The organism is Allohahella marinimesophila (assembly GCF_039538005.1).
Classification (GTDB): Bacteria; Pseudomonadota; Gammaproteobacteria; order Pseudomonadales; family Oleiphilaceae; genus Allohahella; species Allohahella marinimesophila.
Genome location: NZ_BAABBO010000001.1, coordinates 121,467 through 147,376, shown reverse-complemented (window position 1 = coordinate 147,376; position 25,910 = coordinate 121,467). Strand labels below are relative to the sequence as shown.

22 protein-coding genes are annotated in these 25,910 nt (G+C 54.2%); 7 read left to right on the top strand and 15 right to left on the bottom strand.

Annotated elements, in window-relative coordinates; translation table 11 throughout:
* Positions 1 to 4: 4 nt before the first annotated feature.
* Positions 5 to 1,417 (bottom strand): aminotransferase-like domain-containing protein, encoded by a 1,413-nt coding sequence (locus ABD735_RS00665; protein ID WP_344802250.1) that lies wholly within the window; start codon positions 1,415 to 1,417, stop codon positions 5 to 7.
* A gap of 91 nt (positions 1,418 to 1,508) precedes the next feature.
* Here ABD735_RS00665 and ABD735_RS00660 point away from each other — a divergent pair, with 91 nt between their 5' ends.
* From ABD735_RS00660 to ABD735_RS00635, 6 genes are read left to right on the top strand one after another with little or no spacing between them, the layout of a single operon-like run.
* Positions 1,509 to 2,459: a DMT family transporter gene (locus ABD735_RS00660; RefSeq protein ID WP_344802248.1), complete on the top strand. Its 951-nt coding sequence runs from the start codon at positions 1,509 to 1,511 to the stop codon at positions 2,457 to 2,459.
* Positions 2,456 to 2,974, top strand: a complete 519-nt coding sequence (locus tag ABD735_RS00655) for a M67 family metallopeptidase (protein ID WP_344802246.1) — start codon at positions 2,456 to 2,458, stop codon at positions 2,972 to 2,974. The genes ABD735_RS00660 and ABD735_RS00655 overlap by 4 nt, the downstream gene beginning before the upstream one ends.
* Entirely contained in the window at positions 2,931 to 4,346 is a 1,416-nt protein-coding gene (gene moeB / locus ABD735_RS00650) for a molybdopterin-synthase adenylyltransferase MoeB (RefSeq protein WP_344802244.1), read from the top strand. Before ABD735_RS00655 ends, moeB begins: the two co-directional genes overlap by 44 nt.
* A 7-nt stretch (positions 4,347 to 4,353) precedes the next feature.
* Entirely contained in the window at positions 4,354 to 5,268 is a 915-nt protein-coding gene (locus ABD735_RS00645) for a PLP-dependent cysteine synthase family protein (RefSeq protein WP_344802242.1), read from the top strand.
* 27 nt (positions 5,269 to 5,295) lie between these two features.
* Positions 5,296 to 6,282 (top strand): serine O-acetyltransferase, encoded by a 987-nt coding sequence (locus tag ABD735_RS00640; protein ID WP_344802240.1) that lies wholly within the window; start codon positions 5,296 to 5,298, stop codon positions 6,280 to 6,282.
* 3 nt (positions 6,283 to 6,285) lie between these two features.
* Complete coding sequence (locus tag ABD735_RS00635; protein WP_344802238.1) at positions 6,286 to 7,011, top strand: alanyl-tRNA editing protein; 726 nt, start codon at positions 6,286 to 6,288, stop codon at positions 7,009 to 7,011.
* Positions 7,012 to 7,185: 174 nt separating this feature from the next.
* Here the strand turns inward: ABD735_RS00635 and ABD735_RS00630 are convergent, their stop codons facing one another.
* The 14 genes from ABD735_RS00630 to ABD735_RS00565 form a co-directional block, all read right to left on the bottom strand.
* Positions 7,186 to 9,036, bottom strand: a complete 1,851-nt coding sequence (locus ABD735_RS00630) for a protein kinase domain-containing protein (RefSeq protein ID WP_344802236.1) — start codon at positions 9,034 to 9,036, stop codon at positions 7,186 to 7,188.
* 6 nt (positions 9,037 to 9,042) lie between these two features.
* The gene (locus ABD735_RS00625; RefSeq protein WP_344802234.1) at positions 9,043 to 10,389 is read right to left on the bottom strand and encodes a 2-oxo acid dehydrogenase subunit E2; all 1,347 of its coding nucleotides are present in this window, start codon (positions 10,387 to 10,389) and stop codon (positions 9,043 to 9,045) included.
* A gap of 26 nt (positions 10,390 to 10,415) precedes the next feature.
* On the bottom strand, positions 10,416 to 11,393 hold the full coding sequence (locus ABD735_RS00620; protein ID WP_344802232.1) for an alpha-ketoacid dehydrogenase subunit beta: 978 nt from the start codon (positions 11,391 to 11,393) through the stop codon (positions 10,416 to 10,418).
* 1 nt (position 11,394) lies between these two features.
* A complete protein-coding gene (locus ABD735_RS00615; protein WP_344802230.1) occupies positions 11,395 to 12,582 on the bottom strand; it encodes a thiamine pyrophosphate-dependent dehydrogenase E1 component subunit alpha in 1,188 nt (395 codons plus the stop codon).
* A gap of 406 nt (positions 12,583 to 12,988) precedes the next feature.
* A complete protein-coding gene (locus ABD735_RS00610; RefSeq protein WP_344802228.1) occupies positions 12,989 to 14,188 on the bottom strand; it encodes an SPOR domain-containing protein in 1,200 nt (399 codons plus the stop codon).
* A 108-nt stretch (positions 14,189 to 14,296) separates the two neighbouring features.
* Complete coding sequence (locus ABD735_RS00605) at positions 14,297 to 14,836, bottom strand: MOSC domain-containing protein (protein WP_344802226.1); 540 nt, start codon at positions 14,834 to 14,836, stop codon at positions 14,297 to 14,299.
* Positions 14,837 to 14,886: 50 nt separating this feature from the next.
* Entirely contained in the window at positions 14,887 to 15,255 is a 369-nt protein-coding gene (locus ABD735_RS00600; protein ID WP_344802224.1) for a DUF1801 domain-containing protein, read from the bottom strand.
* A gap of 14 nt (positions 15,256 to 15,269) precedes the next feature.
* Complete coding sequence (locus tag ABD735_RS00595) at positions 15,270 to 15,482, bottom strand: PspC domain-containing protein (protein ID WP_344802222.1); 213 nt, start codon at positions 15,480 to 15,482, stop codon at positions 15,270 to 15,272.
* Between the two features lie 379 nt (positions 15,483 to 15,861).
* A complete protein-coding gene (locus ABD735_RS00590) occupies positions 15,862 to 16,260 on the bottom strand; it encodes a GFA family protein (RefSeq protein ID WP_344802220.1) in 399 nt (132 codons plus the stop codon).
* Between the two features lie 83 nt (positions 16,261 to 16,343).
* Positions 16,344 to 16,799 carry a GNAT family N-acetyltransferase gene (locus ABD735_RS00585; RefSeq protein WP_344802218.1) on the bottom strand — a complete coding sequence of 152 codons (456 nt, stop codon included), beginning with the start codon at positions 16,797 to 16,799 and terminating at the stop codon, positions 16,344 to 16,346.
* Positions 16,800 to 16,914: 115 nt separating this feature from the next.
* Complete coding sequence (locus ABD735_RS00580; protein ID WP_344802216.1) at positions 16,915 to 18,078, bottom strand: AAA family ATPase; 1,164 nt, start codon at positions 18,076 to 18,078, stop codon at positions 16,915 to 16,917.
* Positions 18,079 to 18,107: 29 nt separating this feature from the next.
* A protein-coding gene (locus ABD735_RS00575) for an IS3 family transposase (RefSeq protein ID WP_425548545.1) occupies positions 18,108 to 19,258 on the bottom strand; the annotation gives its coding sequence in 2 pieces (ribosomal slippage) (positions 18,108 to 18,982 and positions 18,982 to 19,258; 1,152 coding nt in all).
* 52 nt (positions 19,259 to 19,310) lie between these two features.
* Positions 19,311 to 20,768 (bottom strand): AAA family ATPase, encoded by a 1,458-nt coding sequence (locus tag ABD735_RS00570; protein WP_344802212.1) that lies wholly within the window; start codon positions 20,766 to 20,768, stop codon positions 19,311 to 19,313.
* 310 nt (positions 20,769 to 21,078) lie between these two features.
* Positions 21,079 to 21,495 carry a hypothetical protein gene (locus tag ABD735_RS00565; RefSeq protein WP_344802210.1) on the bottom strand — a complete coding sequence of 139 codons (417 nt, stop codon included), beginning with the start codon at positions 21,493 to 21,495 and terminating at the stop codon, positions 21,079 to 21,081.
* Positions 21,496 to 22,287: 792 nt separating this feature from the next.
* On the opposite strand from ABD735_RS00565, the gene ABD735_RS00560 reads away from it, so the two are divergent.
* Positions 22,288 to 25,701, top strand: a complete 3,414-nt coding sequence (locus ABD735_RS00560) for a sialidase family protein (protein ID WP_344802208.1) — start codon at positions 22,288 to 22,290, stop codon at positions 25,699 to 25,701.
* Positions 25,702 to 25,910 lie beyond the last annotated feature (209 nt).

Genomic DNA, 25,910 nt, shown 5'->3' with positions numbered 1-25,910 from the left:
CGATTCAACAATTGTCCCGGCGCAGGGTGTCGGCGAGTGTCTGAAATCCTTCAAAAAGCAATTGATCGTTGTGTGATGCATTAGTGACGCTAGCCCGAACGAACTGCGGCACCGCAGCCCTGCCGACGGCGAACGCCTCTGCCGTTGTGATCCGATAACTCTTGAGTTTCAGTTCGGACTCAATCTCAGATGCTCGCCACGGTTCGGGAACTTCAATCCAGAAGTGGGGGCTTTGAGGGTGGGTTCGATAGGCCAACCCCTCCAACAGCCCCTGCACCAGCTCTTTGCGCCGACTGATTTCTCCTATTTGATCACGTAGCAGCTTCTCTGCAATACCAGCCTCAATCCACTTGGTAGCGAGTTCCATTGCCAGTGGCGTTGCCATCCAGCAAGAGGCACGCAGAGCTGCTGTAACCCGGCCGATCAGCATCGGCGGCGCATGGAGAAAGCCTACCCGCAAACCAGCTGCTACAGCCTTACTCAGGCTGCTTATCAGAATGCTGCGCTCGGGCGCGAAAAAACTCATGGGCGGCGGACGGTCTTCTACAAGAACAGCATGTGCCTCATCCTCGATGATTAGCAGATTATGTCTACGACAGATTTCAACGATAGCAGCTCTCCGCTGTGGAGAAAGTACGCCCGTAGTTGGGTTTTGCAAGGTCGGCGTACAGTAGATTGCGGAGATGCGGTTGTATTGACAGAGTTCATCGAGAGATGCTGGAGTCAGACCTTCTTCATCCATCTCTGCGCCGAGAATTTTGATGCCTAGCATGCGTGCAGCGGTAATGAGACCCGGGTAAGTCAGATGTTCGGTGACAATTGTATCGCCCGCACGCATTAAAGCCATAAGGGTGCATAACAGCCCATGCTGACCGCCGTTAGTGCATAACACCTGATCTGCCTGAGGATTGAAATTTCCGTGGGCGAGCCAGGTCGCGCCAGCCTGTCGGTAGCGCTCAAGTCCCGCCTCGGGGGTGTAAAGCGTCAGCTCTCGGAGGGACTGAGTGTCCCGGGCGAGTTCCATAAGGCTTTCGCCGAGAAGTGAGGTCTCAGCGCCCGAGATGTGCATGTTTCGACTCATGTCGTACTGATCAGGCACCTCAACGATAAAATTGCTGAAACCACTGTCGCGTTGATGCTGGGGGCCGCGCTGACGTACGAAGGTGCCGTCACCCACCCGCGCCATTACGAGCCCCATATGTTCGAGTTCAGCATAGGCACGACTTACCGTGCCAATTGTTACTCCGAGCCTGTCCGCCAGGGTGCGATGGGGCGGTAACTTCGCGCCCCCTTCGATAACCCCTTCAAGTATCTTAACTTCCATGGCTCCAGCGAGGCGTTTGTACTTTGCACCTTGCCCTGAATTTAACGCGTCCTTCATTAATGACACCGTGTCAATAATTGGTTTGACAGCCATCTTTGATCCTATTAGCCTGATTGAGTGGTATCAATATTAAGTGACAATCTTATTAATGGGTTCAATTTAGCAGGCAGAAAGGATTGTCGTCATGCCAATTACAACTTTAGTTGAAAGTAATGGTAGTTCCAGGAAGCAGTGGTTTGGGGCGATTATCACCAGTCTTCTGTTTTTGATTGTATGTATCAGCTGGGGAACCACTTGGCTGGGTATCAAGATCGCCGTAGAAACGGTACCACCACTCACTGCATCTGGTCTCCGCTTCCTGATCGCTTTTCCATTGTTCCTCAGTTTTGCTCTGATGCGAGGCGACTCAATATTCTTTCCCCGTGGCCGTGGGGGATTCTTCATCTTTGTGACACTCAGCTATTTTAGCGTACCGTACTACTTGCTCAACTACGGAGAAACCCACGTTTCTTCAGGCCTCACTGCACTGTTATTCAGCTGCATGCCGGTATTCATTTTAATCTTTTCCTCAATTTTTCTGCGCGAACGCATCTATTTGACGCAGGTTATGGGGATTGCCATCGGTTTCGGCAGCCTGTTCATGATTCTTCGTGGACAGGGACTGAGTCTCGATAACTCTGAATTCCTCGGTGTGCTAGCGATTCTCTTCGCCGCAGTGATGCACGCCTTGTGCTATGTGGTTACCAAACAGAAAGGCGCTGAGATCAGCGTCATTACATACAACACCATACCTATAGGCCTGTCAGGGTTCATGCTGTTCCTTGTCGGGCTGGGTGTGGAGCAGCCTGACTTTGCCACTTTCAGCTCGAGCTCTTGGTGGGCGCTGATTTACCTCGGTTTGTTCGCTTCGGTGGGGGGCTTTATCGTGTACTTCTTCCTGCTCAAACGCCTGAGTCCGGTGATCCTCTCCTTCGTATTTATCATTTTCCCGGTGTTCGCTGTGATCATCGGATCCTGGTACGAGGGACAGCAGATTTCGGGCGATCTCGCTTTCTATTCCGCACTTCTTTTAGCTGGATTCGCCATCACCAAGGTGCCGATGGAAAAAATTCTGGCGAAGAGGGAGACGCGATGACTGGCAAGGATGTCTTCGAGCACCAGGTCTTGCAGGTCATCTATCGCCATGCCGCCGATACCTACCCCGAAGAATGTTGTGGTTTTATTTTCGCCGATGCCCGTGTGCACTGCGGCGAGAACATCCAGAACCAGCTCAACGAGCGCAGCCCCAATATCTACCGGCGCAATGCCGCGAACGGCTACACGTTAGCGGTGGCCGACACCATGCTGCTGAATAGAAGCCTGCAAAGCGACAACCCGGTTCAGGTTATTTATCACTCGCACCCTGACGTAGGCGCTTATTTCAGCCGAGAGGATGAAGATAAAGCGCTGTTCATTGGGCAACCTATCTACCCCGTGTCCTATTTGGTAGTGGATGTTCGCGCTGGAGAGGCGATAGGCGCGAAGCTATTCGAGTGGAACGGCAAGAATTTCGTTTGCAGCCGGAATTTTCCGGTTCCCTGTAACGACCTTAAAAAGGAGTTTGAGAATGAGTGTGGTGATATTTCCGGAAGTGTTGACCAAGGTCGCTAAGTTGCCTGCTGCTCGTTTGCAAGGCGAGGGCAGTACAGTTCGTGAGCTTGTCAATGACGTTTGCGACCAGCATACAGGGCTGCGTGAGCACCTGTTCTACAATAACGATCAGTTCAAAGAACACTTTCTGCTCACCGCTGGTGGAGAGTTAGTCGACGCCGATAGCCAGCTGTTACCCGGAGCCGAGCTAGATATTATGCTCGCTACATCCGGCGGATTGGACTGTGACGAACTGAGCAACGATGAGGTACGCCGCTATGTCCGACATATTACTCTGCCTGATGTCGGCCGCGGGGGGCAGTTACGACTGAAAAAAGCCCGCGTATTGGTGATTGGGACCGGTGGTCTGGGCTCACCTGTCAGCCTCTATCTTGCTGCAGCTGGTGTCGGTACGCTCGGCTTGGTGGATTTTGATCGGGTAGAAAGCAGCAATCTGCAGCGTCAGGTGGTGCACGGCACCGCTACCCTCGGCATGGCTAAAGTCGAATCGGCGCGTCGCAGACTGGAAGACCTAAATCCCGATATTCGCGTCAACGCCTACGATTGCGCTTTGACTCCCGACAATGCAATCGACCTCGTGGGCGATTATGACTTAGTGGTAGATGGCACTGATAACTTCGCCACCCGTTACTTGCTTAACGACGCCTGCGTGCTGCTTGGGCGCCCGTTAGTATACGGAGCACTGCACCGATTCGACGGACAAATCAGCCTGTTCAACCACCAAGATGGTCCCTGCTACCGCTGCCTCTACCCTAAAAGCCCTCCTGCCGAACTCGCGCCTAATTGTAATGCTGGAGGGGTAATCGGTGTACTGCCGGGCGTGGTAGGGCTGATTCAGGCTACTGAGACAATTAAGCTAATCCTCAATATTGGTGAGCCTCTAACAGGACGATTACTACGCTTTGATGCCCTCGCGATGAAGTTCTCGGAAATATGCTTCAAGCGCCGGTCGGACTGCCTCACCTGCTCTTCGGCGCGCACCAGTCGTGAATTGCAGACGGAAGCGCCCATAGTCTGCAACTCTGTTGTAGCCTCCGACAAAAAACTCTCAGCGGATTTTTTTATCCGTCCCTCGCAGCTACACCTGAGTATTGCTAACGGCGAGAACCTGCAACTGATAGACGTTCGCGAACCAAATGAGTTGGAAGTTTGTCAGCTCTCTGGTGCGCTTAACATACCTTTGGGCGATTTGGCTGAGCGGCTGGCTGAGTTGGATCAGGGACGCCACCTGTGCCTGATCTGCTTTGGCGGCCCTCGTGCTGAACGTGCTGCACTACAGTTGTTGGATGCCGGCTTCTCCAAAATTCAGGTTCTTCAGGGAGGTATCAAAGGATGGGCGCGTGATATAGACCACGACATGCCACTGTACTGAGGTTCCCATGATCTACGAGAATATCCTGGAAACCATCGGCGAGACTCCGATAGTAAGGCTACCAGCCTTTAGCGCCGAAACAGGACTAAACGTATATGCAAAACTTGAGTCGCAAAACCCTGGGGGTAGCCATAAGGCACGCATTGCCTTGGCAATGATACGTGACGCCGAGCGGCGAGGACTCCTCGTGCCAGGTAGCGGTCAGACAATCATTGAACCGAGTGGCGGAAATACAGGGATAGGATTGGCTATTGCGGGCAATATTCAAGGCTATAGAATTGTCCTTGTTATACCAGACAACTACAGTCCCGAAAAACAGAAGTTGTTGCGTTTATACGGCGCAGAGGTGGTCCTATCTGACAGTCGGCGGGGTAACAATTCTCACGGAGAAAGGGCTATGGAGTTGCAGCTGGAAAATCCACGGTTCGTCATGCTTAACCAGCAACGGAATCCGGCGAATCCAGAAATCCATCGACGCACGACTGCCCAGGAGATCCTCCGAGACTTCGAAAACAATCCTTTGGACTGTTTAGTAGCTGGTATTGGAACGGGTGGACACATCACAGGTCTCGGGGAAACTTTGAAAAATCAGTGGCCGTCGTTACGCGTCTTTGGCGTAGAGCCCGAGCAGTGCGACCTGTTAAGCGACCGCCACGGCCCCCACGAAATTCAAGGTCTCTCCATAGGACTTGTGCCCAGCATCCTAAACCTTGGTGTACTTGATGGAATGTTGAAGGTCACCAAGCAAGCCTGCCTGGAGCGGGTACGTCGAACTATGCGTTGCGACGGCGTCAGCCTCGGGCTGTCTTCTGCTGCAAATCTGGTTGCAATCGCGGATCTGGCTGGAGAACTACCATCGAATACGCGGGTGTTTACGCTGATTTACGACGGAGTTGAAGGTTATCTGCCTCACTTTGAATGAATGACATCACTATGGAGAGTGCACAGGATGTGGGGATACCTCGATAACTTGGAGCTATCTAGTCGACTGCAGAGTCACCTGATTTCTGCGCTCAAATCTGAGGATGTGGATAATTTGGGAGGTCGTCTTGAAGGGATTCTAGCTATTGTTCTGCAACAGGTCTCAGAGGACCTTCAGGCTTATACTGCGCGCGACCCGGCTTCTCGAGGGCGCATGGATCTAGTTGTTGAAGCTTATGCTTCCTTTCAGGCAGTGCTGTTTTACCGCTTGTCGCACCAAATATGGCTGAGTCATGACATTCCGGGACGAGAAATCATCGCGCATAAGTTAGCCAGTATGGGTAAGTTGCATTCAGGGGCGGAGATCCACCCTGCTGCGTGTATCGGTAAGCGTTTTGTGCTGGACCATGGGTTTGGAACTGTCATTGGTGAAACCTGCGAAATCGGGGATGATTGTTACGTACTATGTGGGGTCACATTAGGGGCCTCCGGTATAGCTGATAATAATGGCGGGAAGCGCCACCCGAAATTGGGAAATCGTGTCGAAGTGGGCGCAGGTGCTCGCATCCTCGGCTCGATTAGTATCGGCGACAACGTTTTCATCAGCCCGTCATGCGTAGTTACCCGTGATGTGCCGCCCGACAGTCATGTCAGCATTGTGAATCAACTGCAATTGAAACGGGACAAGGGGTTCTCCAGGCGCATGTTCGTAGGCGCATTCGCCCTCGGCGATCGCCTGCACTTGGTGGGTGAATTATCGGAGAAAGATGAAGTGGCATTAGTGGATGCCGATCACCAACATTTAGGGTATCTGACGCTCGAGTGTACGGTGCGTGAGCGATATCACCATCAGTATCGCGTACGCCACTTTGAACCTTTGCGTACAGATCTGCGCTTCCCACTGAGTCTTAAGCTACTTGGACCGAGCCAAGACATTACTTTGCTGGACCCACCGGGTCTACGCGATTTAATTCAAGCTGTATTGAAACCTAATATTGTTAGTGTAGGAGGATGATCCATGCCGGAATCTGCTATACAGACTCGCGACCTTTTCAACGAGAATCCCTACCAGCACCTGTTTAATGCTCATGTCCTAGCATTTAGCGAACGAGGTGTGGCACTGGATGAGACCTTTTTCTACCCTACGGGAGGGGGACAGCCAGGCGACTGTGGCCAACTACTTTTATCAGATAGTTCTACTGTCAAAGTGGTAAGCACTGAACGAGATCCGCTTTTGCGCACCGTTATCTGGCATCAGCTGGAGGGCGGAGCGGAGGTTCGTGTGGGCATGAAGGTGCAAGGGTGTCTCGACTGGGAACGCCGCTACCAACATATGCGCATGCATACCTGTTTGCACTTATTGAGCGCTATTGTTAATGCGCCGGTGACCGGGTGTAGTATATCAGTGGACAAGGGGCGTCTTGATTTCGACTTGCCGGATTCTAGCCTGGATAAGCAGCAGATTACTTCACAGCTCAACGAACTGATCAGTGCCGCGCTGGAGGTTCGCACACATGAGTTTTCGATCGACGACTATAGTGATATTGTGAAGATCACTCGCACCCAGGCCGTGGCGCTTCCAGCGACAGAAGGTATGGTGCGCGTGGTGGATATTCAAGGCATCGATATCCAACCATGCGGGGGAACTCATGTGCTCAATACATCCGAAATCGGGGTTGTCTTCTGCGAAAAGATCGAGAAGAAAAGTCGGCATAATCGACGAGTCATTCTGCGCTTTGCGTGATTTCTCGAGTCTATGTTGGACTGACGGGAACACGAACCGCCTGATACGCCAATACTGACCAAAAGGCACTCTGGAGCTCCGGCCGCTCACGTCGTGGCTCTCCACAAACAGACTTGGTGGATTTCCGCATTTTCTGGCAACCACCATGCGGATGATACCGCCTGGAGATACCGCTCAACCGCCGTCCTTTACCCTGGGATTACGCGGATAGAACCGATCCGGCATCCGCTCTATATGCGGAAAGAACCGAGTGTCCTTGTAGGGCATTTTCATGAAGCCCGAAACACCAAGCCCTGAGATTTGATCGACCGCCGCCAGAATCTCGTCGAGCCGTTGGCGGAATTCATTTTCCCTATCCGGGGCTAGCAGCCGGTAGTGGCTGTGAATCTTGAGGTGTCGCGGCAGGGCTTCGAAAATGATCATACCGGTATGGTGGATACTGTTGAGGGCTTCCAGTGCCTGAATGATTGGCTGCGGTAAAGTCAGAAATTCCTCAGGGTCGGGGCCGTCTTCAAAATAGGAGTGCACCCGCGAGCGGTCTTCGATTTCTGGAGCAGTACTGACCTGATACGGCAGGCGCATGTCCTTTGAGACGAAGAAAGGCTGATCCGGCTCATCGCGATCGATGTGGAGCGTATCGCGGGCATTGAAGAGGCAGCCCTTGAAAATGCCCTGACGGTAAATCGCCTGAGCCAGGTTGACCATGTTGTTCACGGTGGTGACAAAGCTGTCTTTCAGGGCGGGGTCATGCAGGTTCAACGAGGTATCGACGTACACACCCTCGGCCTCCCAGCGCACCGCCAGTCCGCCTTCCACCGGATACTGCCCCAGCCTGCTGACGGCAGCGAGAAAGGCTTTTTCAGTGTCGCCCATGCCTTGCATGAAGTTCTTGTAGTAGCGATCGAGCTGAACATCGTTCACGTCCCGGAGCACTTCAGCAGCGCCGGCTTCGCGCAGGAATGACTTACGCGAGCTGTACACCACCGTGTCGATGTCCCGCTTTGACTTCCGCGTCCAGACCGGCACCAGCGGTGTTGGCGGCGGCTCAGGCAGATCGATCATGACCATGCGCGCCATTCGTGGCATTTCTCGAAGAAAGTAATCACCGGCGCGCGAGCGGATCTGCTGATCGGGATCGAGCATCGCATCGAGCATGCGCGCAAACTCCATAGGCAGACCAAGTGCAGTAGCCGGAATGACGCGATGTCCAAAGCGACAGGACTGACCCGAAGCCAGTGCGTAGAGCGTGCCAGCGGCGCCCTGTTCGTCAAAACGCGGCGACGACAGCCCGCCGTTCAACTGATCGTCCCCGATAAAATACACATCGCCCAGGCGCGCATTGGTTTGCTGAAGATTATCGGACATCAGCTCCATGACATTGGCCGTGACGAACTGCTGATTGGCATCCAGCTGTGCAAACACCGCTGAGCCCCAGTCGATCAGGGCAATATTTTCCGACTCACCGTCGAAGACCAGATTCGAAGGTTTGATATCACCGTGGACGATTGGCTTCCCCGCACGCCCTGATCCCACACGGAGCTGTCGAATAATATCGGCAAGTTGAGCGGCGATTCGAATGATCAGGCGGGGACTCAATCTGCCCGAACGCAGCGACACCTGCTCCAGATTGAATCCTGGGGCACGTTCCATCACCAGAATTGGCTGATTACCCGCTCGCTGAAAGGCGATAAAACGGGGTACTCGTGGATGCTCGACCTGTTCCAGAATATAGGCTTCGTCTTCCAGGCGGTCCTGCAGATGCTGCGCCAGGGTGACGCGGGTGAACTTGAACACATGCTCGACGTCGGCCGCGGCTTGCATGGCCGGACGACCGGCGAAAACAAAGCCGTAGGCCCCCTTGCCGATCATTTCGATATCAAGATAGCCCATCTGCCTGAGCTGATCCGTACACAGCGCCACCCAGTCCTTCAGCTTTTTGGCATCGTCCTGACTGAGCAGATAAATCGACTGCTCTTCAGGAATATAGAACTGTTGTAGCTGGGCTGGCTGCGTCTGCCGGGACATCAGCCATCAGCCCATATGCAAGAGCATGGACTGCGGCGATTCCAGAAAGCCTTTCCAGCAATTACTGAAGCGCGCCATCGTACCGCCATCGATGATGCGATGATCGCCAGCCCAGCTGATGGGCATGATGGCCCGCGAGACCACCTGGCCCTTGTTATCGAATCGCGGTAGATGTTGGGTGCGCCCCAATGCCACGATAGCGACCTCCGGTGCGTTAATGATCGGCGCCGCATAGGTCCCGCCCAGTACGCCGATATTGGAAATGGTGATGGTGCCGTCTTTCATGTCCGCCTGACTCACCCGGCCTTCGCGGGCCGCCTCGGTCAGACGGGCCACTTCGCTGGCGATGTCAAACAGGGTCAGGCTTTCCACACCTTTTATATTTGGCACGATCAGTCCCGCTTCAGTATCCACCGCCATGCCGATATTGCAGCTCGGCTGATAGTGGATCTCGGTGACATCTTCGTTGAGCCGACTGTTGACGATGGGAAATTTCTGGATCGCCAGCGCCATGGCTTTCATGATGAACGGCATCAATGTGAGACGAATGCCGGCGGCTTCGGCAGCTGGTTTCAACTGCTGGTGCAGGTTCAGCAGATCGGTGACATCAATGTCCTCACTGAAGATGAAGTGTGGGATGGTCGAGGCGGATTCCACCATTCGTCGTGCCATGACCGCACGCACGCCGCGGATTGGCTCTATTCGAACGTCCTGACTGGCCTTAGGCCTGGCTGATGGTCTGACAGAACGCTCTGAGGCTGAGCCGCCTGACTCACTGGCTGGTCTGCTAACGGCCTGCGTGCTATCGGCCTGGTCAGCGGCCTGATGAGCGGCGGAAGGCTCATCAAGATAGGCCTGGATATCCTCCTTGAGGACGCGACCGTCCTTGCCGGAACCGCTAATGTCTTCCAGATGCAGGTCATGTTCGCGAGCCAGTCTACGTACAGCAGGGCTGGCCGGGATTCGCATCTGTTCGCCGATACTGGTCGATCTGGCTTCAGTGGCAGGCTTTGACGGTTGCTCTGATTCAGAGCTGGAGGACGTTTCTGATGGTGAGCCGGATGACGCGCCTCCTGAAGATCCTGATGCTTCGTCCAGGCCTTGTTCGGCCGCCTCGCCTTTGGGCATATACGCAAACAGCGGCGAATGTACCTTGGCCAGCGCTTCTTTCTGATAATAAAGCCTGGTGATCCGCCCGGCTTCCGGCGCCGTGATCTCCACCAGGGCCTTGTCGGTCATGACTTCAACGACTGGCTGATCTTCCTCGATTTCATCGCCTTCGCTCACCAGCCATTCAACCACCTCGCACTCCACGATGCCTTCGCCGACATCGGGCAGATTAAAATCACTCATGATCATTCTCCTGTCCTGATATCAGCTTAAAACTCAACGCTTTCGCGAATGGCATCGTAGACTTTCAGTTCGTTGGGCAGATGCTCTTTCTCCAGCACCAGTGGCACCGGCGTATCCATTCCGGTCACTCGGGCAATTGGCGATTCGAGATAGAGAAAGCAACGTTCCTGAATGGTTGCGGTGATCTCTCCGGCAAAGCCACCCGTGAGCGGGGCTTCATGGGTGACCACCAGTCGACCGGTTTTAAGGACCGACTCGACAACGGCTTCCACATCCCAGGGCAGGATGGTGCGCAGATCGATCACTTCGCAGGAGAAACCGTCCTTCTCGGCTCTATCGACCGCTTTTGCGATCACTTCCATCTGCGCGCCCCAGCCAAGCACGGTGACATCAGTGCCTTCCTTGATGACTTCGGCCTTGCCCAGTGGTAGCTGATACTCGCCTTCGGGCACTTCACCAACGGACGCGCGGTACAGGCGCTTGGGCTCGAAAAACAGGGTGGGATTCGGGTCGTTGATAGCGGCCAGCAGCAGCCCTTTGGCCTGGTGGGGATTTCGTGGTACTACGATCTGCAGGCCAGGCGTATGGGCGAAGTAGGCTTCGGGCGACTGAGAGTGGTAATGCCCACCGGAGATTCCAGCGCCATACGGGGTGCGGATGGTCAGGCCGCCGACGTTGAAGAGATTGCCTGAGCGGTAGCGGAACTTCGCTGTCTCGTTGACGATCTGATCGAAGGCCGGAAAAATATAATCGGCGAACTGAATCTCCGCCACCGGTATCGAGCCCTGGGCCGCCAGACCATTGGCAAAACCGATGATCCCCTGCTCTACGATCGGTGTGTTGAAACAGCGAGCACGGCCGTACTTCTTCTGCAGGTTGCTGGTCGCACGGAAAACACCACCGAAAACACCCACGTCCTCGCCGAAGCACAGCACCTTGTCATTGGCCGCCATGGCGATATCGAGCGCATCGTTGATGGCCTGCAGCATGTTCATCTTTGCCATCTTACGCGCCCTCCTCGCTAGCCTGATCTGCCGACTTGGGATACTCGTCTGGATATCTGCGGATATGCGACTTCAGCTTTTCCATCTGAGCGCTCAGGGCGGGCGGTACCTGATCGTAGACGTCTGTGACCAGTGATTCGAGCGGCGGAGGCGGGCGTTTCTGGGCGCGCTTCATGGTCTCGAGAACTTCCTTCCGTAGACTGTCCTGCAAGTCCTTTTCCTGGCCCTCGCTCCACCACTTCTTCTTTTTCAGCCAGTTCTGCATCCGCAGGATTGGATCCTTGTCATGCCAGATGGCTTCTTCATCCTTGCTGCGATAGCCGGAAGGATCGTCGGACGACGAATGGGCAGCGAGGCGATAGGTGAGCATCTCGATCAGCACTGGTCGATTGTCCTCAACAGCCAGTTTGCGCGCGGCTCGCGTGGCCGCCAGTACCGCCAGAATGTCGTTGCCGTCTACCCGAATGACATCCATCTTGTAGCCGAAGGCCCGAGGTGCGACGCCATCTGCTGCAAATTGTTCAACAGACGGCGTTGAGATCGCATAACCGTTATTTCGGCACAGGAAGATGACTGGGACGCGCAGGACGGCGGCCATATTCAGGGCCGCATGAAAGTCACCTTCGGAGGCGGCGCCCTCGCCAAAATAGACAGCGGTGCAGTGACCATCGCCGGCGAGTTTCTGGCCGTAGGCATAGCCAGTAGCCTGGGGAATCTGCGTGGCCAGGGGCGAAGAAATCGTCATGTAATGGAGCTTCTTCGAGCCATAATGAACCGGCATCTGACGGCCTTTGCCGTAGTCCAGGTCGTTGCCGAACAGCTGATTCATGAACTCTTCGATGGTGAAACCACGATAGGCCAGCGAGCCCTGCTCACGGTATTGCGCCATGATCATATCGTCATCATCCAGCGCAGCCGTGCTGCCGACCACTGCGGCTTCCTCACCCGTGCACTGCATATAGAAACTGAGACGACCCTGACGCTGGGCCGCGAGCATGCGCTCATCCATGATGCGGGTTGAGACCATAGCTCGATAGATTCTTAGCGCTTGCGCTTCATCCAGATCAGGCGCCTTGCCACCCTTGTGGAGCGCGCCGTCCTGTTTCAGCAGGGAGAATGTCGGAATGCTGAATTCCGCGCCGTCTGTAAAAACGGGAGAGTGAACGGTCTTGGACTTTGTTGTTGTCATAATCCTCTTCCTGGGTTGGGGTCCGAGGGCCGGAGAGCCCCTTGTGAGGGCGCCGGTAAAACATCTGGTTTGATGACGTTAACGTTAACGTAAGAAACTGATTCGCGATAGTGTCAACAGTGAGAATTTTGTTGAGAACTTCTCAATGTCGCATATTGTGCGCGGTGCGGTCTTCAGCATGAATGACTCCAGCAGTCTCACGAGGACGGCGCGTCGGTTACTGTCTTCTTTCAGAATAGGAGTCTATCGGGGGTGAATCAAACGTTAGCGCGGTCTGGCTCAAGGGGCCCTGGAGAAGATCGATAGCCGTAAGCAAGCAACGCAGATCGAGAAACGCCATCTCCGCTGCACTCTTTTCAAGCGCTCAGGCGCTTATTGCACCACGAGAAAGCGCATTTAAAACGGATCAGAGGGAAGCAAAGGTCCTGGCGTAGGCACCGTTGCCCTGCAATCTCACAGGCAGATTGGCAATAGCTGCCTGCGCCTCATCGAGCGTGGCATAACTGCCATGGAACAGGTTGAACCAGTCACGGCCCGCCAGTTGGCCCTGATTGAAGCTGAGCGGCTGCCCTGCCAGCGCCTCGCTATGGCGGTTCACATACCTCACCAAGTCCTGCATCTGGTACACCCCCACGAGTTGTACCGTGTAGTTCCCCGGTGGCTGGCTGGCCCGCCAGTCCGTGCCATTGATGGGCAACAGCGGCTCAGACAGTGTTCCACCGCTTATACCTGGTCCTTCGATTCGGAAAGCCAGATCGTCCATGCGAGTATTGACCTCCCCAATCTGGGTCTGCAGGTCACCAACGCTGCCGGCTACTTCTTCCTGAAATCCCATGAGACTAGCTACCTGACCCTTCAGGCCTGTCAGCGAGTTATCGACCCATTGAATACTCGTGTCAAAGCCGCTTAACCGTGTCTCCGTCTGGGCTCCAGCCACGCTCAAAGCCGCTAGCTTCGATTCGACCTCGGGTGGCACTGCGACCGGATTGAGTTGAAAATAAGTGGCGGCTGCAGTGCCCAGAATAACCACGGCCGCCAGACCACCGGTCAGCCAGCCGAAGCGTAAACGTGTCGTCTCCTGAGCTCGATTGAACTCGCCTTGCAGACTGTCGACATGACCGCCAAGCGAGCGGCTGGTTTCGACCTGAAGATTGAGCTGATGCGTCAGCTTGTTCAACAACTGCTGCTGGTCCTGCATCTGAGTCCCGGCATCTCCTAATCTCGCCTGAAGCTCCTGAATGCGCTGCCTCGTGGCCTTGGTGAGGCTATCAATCCTGAAACCCTGTGCCATGATGGGCTCCTGGGTGGCCACGAAGGCGTCAGAGAGCCTCGTCTGCTTCGACTGGAGGTCAGACAAGAGCTTCGCCTGTTCGTCAAGCGTCTCCTCCATGCGCTGCGCCAAAGATTGCAGCTCGGTCTCCATCTCGGCTACTTCGGAGCGTATCGCGAGCAAAGGATTGGCAGCTGTATTGAGCGTAGGAAACTGAAGAAGCTGAGCATCGGCAGAGCCGGACTCAGCCTTCTGTGCTGTAGCGGCAAGCGTGTCCGAAGTGTCCGTTTCAGTTTTTTCGGCCTGTTCCCTATCGATCGGGCGTCCTTGAGTCATGATGTTCTCCTACCCTGGATGACATTGGTTGAGTAGTAGCCCATGCAAATCAGACACCAATTTCACGATCCTGGCTGACGCTGGCGAGTTTGTTGCGGACGCTTGCGCTCAGACAGGGTTCAGCGGCTGGTGTGGCGCTTCCGGAAGCTCGATCAAGATCCTGTCTCCCTTTTTGACTGCTCCGCCCTCAAGCACGACAGCCATGACGCCAGCTTTGCGAATAAGGTCGCCATTGTCAGCACGATCGAGAACGGCGCTGGTAAGGCCAGGCTGATAATTATCCAACTGGTTGCAGGGATTCCTGAGTCCGGTTAAGCGGACGACTGCGCTACCGCCAATTTTCAGAAGCGTATCGCAAGGCAAAGCGAGAATATCGATATCTCTTGTCAGGATGTTCTCGCCCAAGGTGGCTGGCCCAATATCGAAGCCCCTGGCCTGCAGTTCTTCAAGCAACTCAACCTGGATGAGGTGAACCTGGCGCAGGTTGGGCTGGGTCGGGTCGCGCTTGACGCGGGAGCGATGTTTCACAGTCTGCCCGCAATGTGCATCGCCTTCGACACCCAGGCCTTTCAGCAAGGTGATTGACTCGCACTCTACCTTGGAGAAGTTATGTTGTTCATCCTTGCTTACCGCTGTGACTGATCCCACTTTTTTTCCCTGGCAGTGTTGATGTGTGGCCTTATGGCCTTCCCTTTCAGTTAGAACATGTTGGTTAGCGCATGATCGCAAGCTGACGCGATAAACGTACCTGCATGTCTGGCCGCTATGTCTTCCACTGTATGGAGCTTGATGTGGCGACGATACTGTCCGCTGCCCTCAAGGCACTGGTATTCGTCAAGCAAACTCGCGCCATGGGTAAACTCGAGTGAGACATGTTTGGCGTAGGAAAAAATCCCGCAGAATGGTGAGCCGGCTACTGAAAAGAGAATGCCGCCATACTTAATTTCTTCTGCAACATCGGGGTTTGTCGTGAGTGCCAGCTGACGCAGCTGCTGAGCGATGGCGAAGTGTTCGTCGTTCAGGCTGCGAATGTCATTCAGTAGCTTTTCGATTCGTTGTTTAGTCATGCCCTGTCATGGCATTACGCCAGGCCTGTGTCCTTTGATGAACCGGAATTAGCTGCCGGCGGGAGGACGAGCGCCAGTACCAGATAGACCGGAATCACTGCTCCGCCAGTGATGAGCAAAACGATCATTGCGAACATTCGCACCTTGAAAGGACTCGTGTTTCTGTACTCTGCGATCCCACCAGCCACACCAAAGAGGATTCGGCGCTTCGATTTTCTTAGTTGCATAATGCCTGCTCAAGCTGAGTCGTAATATGATCTGACAATATCCAATGGGCTGCCAACTCACAAGCCTGAACGGCAAGCGCTTTTGCCCATTGAACCGACTTGAGTGGCTCCGGCCAGAATTGGGTGTAAATGGGTGTATTAATGGTTGGCGCATCTGAACCTGGTTAAAGAGCAGCCGACGAAGGTCTATAAATACGCTGAAACCGGCTTCGAAGAAGGCGGTCGGTTCAGGTCTCATCGAACAGCTGGCTGCCTGGGCAACAATCTTTGGGCCAGTGTGCTTTTACCCGCCGGTGTTTCCAAGCAGTATCGTTCTCATATCGCCCCCTGCACAGCAGCCCATTATAACGGCCTTTCTCCGCGGCTAACGTTCATTGTCTCAGTCGTACTCAGCATGCTGGGGTAGATCATCCGTAATTTCGAACCAGGGCGCCTTGCTGTTCACGAATACGTGGCGCCCTGCTTTGACGCCAGGATCGGTATCAAGTGTGCCAAGTGGGAAACCATAGATCTCGGGGTTGGCATCAAACCTGGTGTAGAGGTTGGAGCCGCAGTGTGAGCAAAAGCCTTTATGCTCACCGGGAGAAGATTCGTAGAATTTCATCAAGGCCTGCCCTTTGACAGTATGCCAGTCCGACGCACGCACTTTTGCGCGGGTTCTGAATGCTGAAGCATGTAGCTTCCGGCACATTGAGCAATGACAGTTCAGGACATCGGTCAGCGGACCATTGATTTCGTACTGAATGCCTCCGCAGAGACAGCTACCTGTTTGTTTCATTGATCCGCCTCCTTGTGCAGATACCACTATTGGCATGAGCGATTGCGGCGCTTAGCTCTGGATGCGTCTCGTGGAGCGCCCAGCTAAGCCGGGATGACCCGATGAAACACATGGAAATTTTCGTCCCGTTTCCAACCTGCAAGCTTATATAAGGCTTGCGCTGGCTCGTTTGTAGTAGCAGTCGAAAGAGTAAGCCGTACGGCGCCAACTTTCTTTGCAAATTCTTCCGCTGCCAGCAACAAGCGCGTTGCCACCCCCTGACGGCGCCCCGCAGGACTGACGTACAGGTCGTTCAAAATGAAGGTGCGAGCCAAGGAGACAGAGGAAAAAGCCGGGAATAACTGAGCGAAGCCAACGATTTGCTCACCCTGCTTGGCCAGGAGAATGATTGATTCGCCATTATTGACCCGTGCCAACAGGAATCTGCGAGCCGCCTGAATATCGCTGGGCTGACCGTAGAACTGGCGATACTTGTCGAAAAGCTCAGCCACGTCGTCAAGGTCGGAACGTATGGCTTGGTGCACGGTGATGTTGGTCATACACGGTCCTTATGTAGCGTACGGCGTAGCGCGAGATTCTTTTGAAATTTTCGGATTTGGCACCACAGTCACTTGTATGGATAGTTCCTGCGTCCAAGCTCGGTAGAAAGCATTTTCACGCCTTACGTTTCTGCGCCGTCTTCTTGCCTCTTTCCTCAATACGTTCTCGCCAAGCATCCAATGCCGTAATGTCAGCGAGCAGCTCATCGGGGTCTGGAACAGCAACTCCGCCTAGTAGGGCTTTATCATGTGCATAGTTCGAACACTTGGTCATGCCCGCATAGACTTCCGCATAATCGCTATCTTCCACCACAACACCAACAAGTCGCTGTGTTTCAACGCCTTTCCGGAATCTCAGGATCACCTCTCGCAAAAGGACCTCCTCTACAGCCCGCTCCCACGTCATGCGGAGCCGGAAATAAGCATCAACAGTTTGTCGCTGATACTGTTGCTCTTCTCCGTCCCTGTGAAGTTTGGCGGTAATTTGATGCTGAGCTCGAAGGGCTTTAATCCGTTTACTAGTGCTTTTCCCCTCAAAAGGTAGCTCTGGATCGGCCACGCCGAATCCCTCAGCACGGCGTGTCAAACTCTGTGTAGCAATCGGTACGGTAGCAAGCTTTGCTTCCTCGGCAAGAAGACAGAGAAAATAGATGTCATGGGTAAATACGATGACCTGACGCTGTGCGGCTTCTTGCGCAAGTCGCCTTGCTACACGTTCTCGACGGCGATGATCAAGGGAAGACACAGGATCATCAAACACAATCCCGCCCTTGCCATTACTTAGCCCGACCTCGGCCAGAAAAGAGCCGATCGCGATTGCACGTTGCTCTCCTTCACTGAGAATATCACCAGGGTTACGGCTTTGTGGTAGTTCCAGCTTTAACTTGTGCAAAGCCTTACCCCTGTCGGAGCGGCTTTGTAACGAAACACGGAGCGTGCCCACTCCCAACGCCTTGAACTCGTGGTTGAGTGCTTCAGCTAACTCTTTGGACACAACCTTTTCGGCCAGCTCTGATGCTTTCCGCGAAATTGCGGTTGTCTTTATTTCCGACAAGCATTGATTAAGCTTAGCCTGATGACCCAACCGGTTTACCGCCAAAACTACGGCACCCTTAACCTGACTTAGGCGGGCTCGTGCATCAAGTTCAACGAACTGCTTTTGAAGTGAGGCACGCTCCTTTTCGTCTGACGCTTTTTCAAGAGTTTCAGCTTCGACATTTATCTTGTCGGCTAACGCTTGGAATCGCACTGAGGGGTTAATCAATACTGTAGTGGTCAAGTAATCTTGGACAGTTAGTTAGCTCTTTATCAAGCCGCTTTTATTTTCGTTATGGGCGATTCGTAGCCATTGTAGCTGTGTGGTCGCACCCGGTTGTAATACCAGGTGACATAGCGCAGTACATCAGCCTTTGCCGCAGAAGGACTGTGGTAGCCACTCTTCGGTATCCATTCTGTCTTCAGACTCCTGAAGAAACGTTCCATCGGCGCGTTGTCCCAGCAGTTGCCTCGTCGGCTCATGCTCTGCGTCATTCTGTAGCGCCAGAGCAGCCGTCTGAAGCTCACACTTGTATAGTGACAACCCTGATCCGAGTGGAACATCACATTCTTCGGGCAGCCTCTGGCTTCGTAGGCCACCGTGAGTGCGCGTTTCGTCAGCTCCGAGTCCGGTGAGTCAGACATGGCCCAACCAATGAGTTCGCGGCGATGCAGATCCATCACAACCGCGAGATAGGTCCACTGTGTGCCGGCCCAGATATACGTCACATCGCCAGTCCACTTCTGATTCGGCTTCTCTGCGTCAAACTCCCGGTTCAACTGGTTAGGTGCTATCTCCGATTCAACCTTCGCAACCTTGTACACGTGTCTCGGCTGCTTGCTTTCCACGCCGGCCTCTGCCATCAGACGAGCAGCTTTATAGCGCCCTACGGCCTCGCCCTCCCGACGCAGAGCTGCCGAGAGGCTCCGTGCGCCGGCTGCACAACGGCTGGCCTCATGCAGCTTCGCAACTCGTTCTCGAAGTCGTTTTCGTTCCAGATCAACGCGCGCGGCCTGACGTCGCCGATGGTACAACGTGCTTCTGCTGACACCAAAGGCGCGGCAAACCTCTGCAGTTGAATACTGCTCTCTCAATGACTCGATCAGCGAAACTGATCGTGCGAGTCCGACATCAAGAGAGCAGTAGCCTTTTTTAATATGGCTTTATCCCGCTCAAGTTGGGCTACCTGCTTCTTCAGCTTCTGGATCTCCTGCTGCTCAGGCGTCAGTGCCTTCGAGCCAGCTGGCGTGCCGCCAGACCGCTCTAACCGGAGCTGCTTGACCCAGCGTCGAATCTCACTCTCAGCCACGCCGACCGCCTCGCTGGCCTGCCGTACAGTATACTTCTGATCGACAACCAGGCTGGCCGCTTCGTGTTTGAATTCTGTTGTAAAGGATCGTCTTGCCAAAACTGAACACCTCATGATTTGGTGGTAGTTTACCACCTTCGTTGGTGTCCAAGATCATTAGGCCACTTCATACCTGTTCAGTACCTTCCCATTGATGAGATATTACCGCCTCTTTGATGGCCTGCTGGCGAGCGACCAACAAATGCTCAAAGACTTTGACGTCATTCGCGAGTTGCGGGTCCAAGCCTTCAATCTCCCCGTAAGTTATATCGTCAATATTTAGAGTCAGAATGTTCGCAATGAACGGCTTGTACTCTGCGTACAGGGCCAGTCGGCGCTCTTGGGCGGCTTTTTCTGCCTCGGCATGAATGAAGGACTCGAAACGCTGTAAACGAGCAGCGCCTTCGGCGAGAGGTTGCTGACATAGGGGACAAGGTGAATCTGCTCCCAATTCTGGGAAAGTTCTGTCCGGATGGGATTCTGTCGCAAACTTTCGGGCGGCATCGAAAAGTTCACGCCATGCCTCTCCTCCGGTGCCAGGTAGCAGACTTTCTTCTTCCTTAAACCGTGTGGCTGCGAGAGCGGCAGCTGACTGCGCAGTACGATAACTGTCTGCCAGCTCACGCAACTTAACCACCACCGATTGATCTACCAGCACTCCTTTACTTATTGCGTTTGTTGCAATAGCGGCGACTCGGCGAGCACGCAAACGCAATTGAGCAGCCTTTTCTTTCGGATCGTGCTCTTTCAGACTCTTATTCAAGGCCTCATACTCCGCCAAATCCTCCTGCGAAAGCGTCGCCAACGCCTCAATTTGGGCTTGTGTCGTTCTGGCCGATAGTCCTGAAATTAGTTTACCAACGGCGGTGTCTCCGTGGAGCGGCACAAAAGCCGAAAGATCTGCGGCAGACTGCGCATGTTCGATTTCGATCGCGACCTTAAGTTGTTTGCAGGCCTTCGCCAGCCCCTCGAACACATCTAGCCCGTAGGGCACATAAGAAAAATCATCTTCGCTGTCTAGGTAGGCACGAGCACAGCGCGAATCAAAGATAGCGAAAGATGATAGAGCTACTGGAGCCGCTTTACCGTCTGTCCAGTACGCATCTTGCGCTAAACCATCAACTTTGATCTCAAATACGGCTTCGGCTTTCCCCGTTTTACTTGCAGGGAGAGCGGCGTTCGGATGAATCGCTTCCATCTGATCACGGGCACGGCATGCGCGTTTAAGTACGCGAGAGTATCCTGATTTTCCAGAGCCGTTGTCACCATATATGACGGTGATCCCACCAGGACTAAACGACAGACACTGGTTCTCGGCAATCGCGTTGACATGCCGCATATTTTTCATCGCAAGTAGTTCAACGTGAATTGTCTCTGTCACTGGTGCTGGGATTTGATCAGCCGTCAGGGGTTTGGGTTTCCGTCCTTTTGGATCGGGAATACCGTTCCCGGCTTTCAATACCGCAAATAGATCATCTTGGTCTTCTGCTGTCAGGGTCTGTTTAGCCAGCAAGCGCGCCACTGCATCGCTTTGCCATGCCGGAAGACTCTGGGACCAATTCAGAATTTCTTGCAGTAGCGACAATGTCTTCTCCTTATTATTGTTTTCCGACCTAGTGAAAGGCGCCAACAAAAGCTAACGCTTGGGTCACGAGCGGCAGCGAAGCTGTTACCTCGTGCACTCACTTGTATCCTGCAGGAGCTGTCCCAACCGGGTGAAGTAGCCAGAGACAAAATCTACAAACTGAATAGACAAGCCAACCCGCGAAGATCAGACACCCGAGGGAGACGTAGTACCGACAGGGTGAAAAAGAACCATCTCTGAGAAAAATTAACGCCGCGTTTTGCGGGTGGTTTGGAGCGCATCTGAAAACCAGTCCGGCAAGAGCCCCTTGTCACCGATTCCACTCTGATTGCTCATGCTCGGCAACCTCTTCATTAAATCTCCTAGCCTCCAATACTTGCTTGTGAAGAAGGTCAACCTCTAATCTCGTATCCGAAATTCGTTGTTGTGCCCTATAAACATCACGAAGACTAGTTTTCGGATTTCGCAGTGCGTTCTTTAACAGCTCTTCAGATACCGAGTCAATTGACTGGAGAAGTTCCTCCATGTCATCGATATCCTCCGTGACTCCGATTAAGTTTCTGAGATCCTCTGATGATCGCCGTAACTCAAAAGCTTCTTGGGTTACTTCATGGGCCTTCTCAGAGCTCTTAATGAAAGCACTCCTCTTCCACTGATATACAGAAAATGCTAACCCGAAAATTGAAATGCAAAGAGCAACGATCGAGATGACGACTGGATCAATCATATAGGCGGACTCCCATCGCTTACGCCGTGCTCACGAGCGGCCGCGAAGCGGTTGTCTCGTGCAGTATCTTGTTACTCGCCGAGCCACTGGCAGTCGGCAAAGCCGGGCTGCCGGAGCGCAAGCGCAGGCCAGAGTGTGCCGGAGCGAGCGAAGCCAGTAGGTTGAATAAATGATAGTGCATCGAATGCCACTCCGCTGCCTCCGTAAGCAGACTACCTGGCCGGCTTGCCCGTCCACTCAGGCAAAGCCACCTGACCGGAGAAGCACTGCAGCTGCGGCCCCACTTCCGACTAGATGGGCGCCGATCCAAAATACTCGATGGAGCAACGAACCTTCCTAAACCGAAAGTTTCTGAAAGAGCCTCGTGCTAGTAACAGCGTATTACAATGCGCACTCTATAAGCCCGCTGACCAATATTCGATCCACTCATCGCAGTATGTCAGAAGAACCAACAAGATCAATGAGCGGCCTCAGCTTCACCTACAAAAATCCCGACTCATCTTGCTATCAGTCAGGGAGAAAAACTCCACTCGCGCAATTCGAGCGGCACTCTGCGCTGTAATCCGCCAGCTGTTCGGCCAGATTCCACACGACGGGCATAGCCTGCCATTTACCGGAACTCCTGAACACGATAGACGTCAGACGAAAAACGCCTCGCTATGTCCGCCCCCTATCCTGAACCCGGCCGGTAAATCTTGCTGAAAATTAATATGTGACTAAGCTTTTGTGACCTAGTTAACAGAACTTGCTGCTCGCTATTGACCAACAACGCATAAACAAGAAGGCCGTTTAATGAAGCATCTGTCTAGTCATCCTACGCGGATCCTATTGACTACCCTACTCGCCACTGGCCTGCTCACCGGGCTTTCAGGGTGCAATAATGGCAAGACCAGCACACCTCCCCAAACCTCGATAAACGGCGTATTTTTCGATGCTCCCGTCGAAGGTATTGGCTATATCAATTCACGCACTACTCGGGGTCCCGCCGGCAATTTTGATAGAGCCGCAGCCGCAGCTTCCGCAGATGGTCAGCATATTCTTGCCTCGCTAGGCTCGACAGGTGGACGTCTGGTGTCTTCCGATGCTGGCGTCAGCTGGGTCACCGATGAAAACGCGAGCGCAGCCAACAAGGTGTTCGTTTCGCCAGACGGCACGACCATGGTGAGCTGGGATGGCAGCGACAGCAGCACTACTTCTGTGTCAACGGATAGCGGCGTCACGTGGGTGACTCGGAGTGACTTCTTTCCGTGTACCTATCCGACAGATCTGGCGAGCTCTGCAGATGGCTTGATTCTGTTCGCAACGGGCATCCAGTCCACTTCAGGCGGTTCTAATTTGTGTATCGCCAGTTCCACTGACGGCGGCGCGAGCTGGACCGACATATCTGGTGATCAGACTGCCAACGCGCCCGCAGTGCTGGACGAAAGGCTCAACATCACCGGCATCGCCACATCGGCAGACGGCCGCAGTCTTGCGATTTCCACCACGAATTCACCGGCAAATGGTCCCATCGCCAGTGGCACACCCGATCTCGTCAACGGGTTCATCTATACCAGCAGCGACGCGGGCCTGACCTGGAACCAACGTGGCCTGGGACTCGAGTTTCTCGATATCGCTTCGTCGGCCGATGGACGCCACCTGCTGGCGGCATCTGCGACTGGCGTCCATGTCTCTGACACCAATGGTGTTACCTGGACAGACGGCCCTGTATTTGGCCAGCCGGTTACCGAGCTGGAAACATTGATTGCGATGTCGGCCGATGGACGTCGTTTGCTTATGACGGCTAACCGTGGCGCCACTCGCATATCTGAAGACGGCGGGACGAGCTGGAGCCTCAGAGAGGAGACCGCCAACGCTGGCATGCTCGCGTTTTCCGCGGACAGCAGTCTCCTGATCATGTCACCGCCTGCGCTGGAAGCGACTGCAGACACGTTCCAGGTGCTCGTCGAGAAAATATCTGACTATGAATACACTGATAAAACTGGCAGCTACCAATGCTTACCCGGAAGCCGCACCACGTTTTACCTCGGCAGCAGCGTCCTCGGCACTGCGAACTGCGCTGAGGTAACACATGTGCTGCAGATGGCAGGCCCGGGAGAGGACCCAGAAAAAGGGCTGGTCATTGCGCAGTTTCTGCAAAGCATCGATGAGAATCGCGTGGTCGACGACGAGGGCCAGAGCGCAGCTTCACTGTCCACCCAGCAATCGGTCGTCAGAGAATTCAAGGACGAGCTCGCACGGAAGCTTGGCAATAAAAGTGGTTCGTCTAAAGCTAAGGCTATTATTAGAGTTCTCAAGAAATATCAAAGGCGGTCGCTAGAAAAGGTCATGCCTTTCGCCTTTATTGCCAAACTACCCCCGCCTGTGCGTGAGGACTACCTTGGAGAAGAGCTCAGCACGAATGAAGATCCAAAGCATCAGACGCTGGTGTCCAGAGAAAAAGCGCAGGAGGAAATGCTGAGCGCTTTAAATGGGCTGAACCCGGGGCTCAAAAAGTCAATCTGCGCGGATAACGGCTGCCCCCCTGTACTCCAGGACATAATCAACCCAGCAACAGAGCAGCGAATTGGTGGTGTGGTCGCTAACTTGCCAGAGGGACGAGAATTCACACTCACTCTGGTTCAGAGCAATAGCGCCGCAGAGGTGCTCAAGATTGCGCAAAATGGCGCTTACAAGTTCACCAGCAGTACGACTGCCGGCCAGGCCTACACAGTCGCGCTGGATCAGTCTTCTCTCGGTGCTAACGTCAGCTGCGCGCTTCCGAAAGCCAGTGGAACAGTGCCGAAGGGCAACATCGAAGACATTAATGTCATCTGCACTACCCTGCTTTATCTGCCACAGATAGTCGGCGGCACCGTCACAGGGCTGGCTGCGGGGCAGTCCGTAAGCCTGAGTATTACGCCAGATGGAACCGACGCCACACAATCAGTTCAGGCCACCACGAATGGCCCCTTCACTTTTCCTGGTAATCTGCTGGCGGACACTCTTGTGTCGATCGCTCAGCCGGTTGGCTCACCAAGTAGCGCTGTCTGTGTCTCTGCGAAACGCAATATCACAGTTCCCAGAAGCTACACCACGACCATATTCAACCCAATCGAAATTACATGCAGCACGCAGGCTGCCAGCTACGCGATCAATGGCACCATTGCGGGGCTGGGCGCTAATGACACCATCATGGTGAACAATACGGACAGCGCCAGCGGGACCACAGTCTCGCTCACCCAGGGCAATGGTGAGTTCGCCTTCATTGAGGCGTTCACTGGCACCTTCAATCTATCAGTGTCAAGCCTGCCGAGTGGCTTCGGCTGTACCTTGAGTGAGAGTACAGGCAGTCCCGGCGAGGGCGATGATGCTGTGACTGTCGCAATCACCTGCGAAGCTGCGCTGACCTCCTACACCATAGGCGGTACAGCTAGCGGTGTTCCATCGGGCGAGTCTCTGACTATCAGCAATATGGATAGCGATACGGGTCAGGCCTTCCAGACAGTCAGTGCTAATGGTGCGTACGCGTTTATCGAGGACTTCACCGGCAACTTCAGCCTGTCTTTCCTTGGCCTTCCGAGTGGACTGTCTTGCGGATTCAGTACTGCCAGCGGCACGCCACAGTTCCCTACCGTGACCTCCAACATCACCTGCAGCGGTGCACGTCTCTCGGGCGCTGTGTCAGGACTCGGAGCCAATGCAAACGTCGAGCTGCTGGCTACTTTCAGCACTGGCGCCCAGGGCTATTCGCTTACTGATGTGAATGCTACTTTCACGAGTCTGTATCTCCAGCCCGGCACGACTTACGATGTGACCGTCAGCAGCACTTCAGCCGGCACCACATGCGATCCGGTACAAAATGGCACAGGTACGATTGGCACCAGCAACGTCAGCAACATTTCGCTGACTTGTACGACCGATGTCGGCAGCGGCCCAGCGGCGGGTTCGCTCGGGGGAACGGTGAGCGGCCTGTTGGAGCAAGATACTGTTGAAGTCGAAGATCTGGAAGCATTAGGCGGCTTCGTGTCAGTCATCGAGAATGGGCCATTCACGCTGCCGAATGGCCTGCAGCCGGGCGACCCGTACGATATCTCAGCCACCATCTTCGAGTTCATGCCTGGGACAGGTGATTGTCAGGTGACGAGCGGCGGCGTGGGTACCATGCCAGCAATCGATGCCACACCCAACTACGTGGATGATATTGTAATTACCTGCACGTATTAAATCGCTTGCTAGTGATGCTCGCGGGGTTCAGTGCCTTTTATCCTCCTGGATGCATTGGCACGGAACCCCCTGGGCACTCCGGTTGAACTGTCAGTAAAGTATCGCCTAAAAAATCCCTGCCTTAGAGCCAGAAAATCTTATCGACAGAAGTGTAAGCGGCGTAGTGTTTCTATCAGTAGTTCCCTAAACGAACCGAGGTTCTCTCGAGG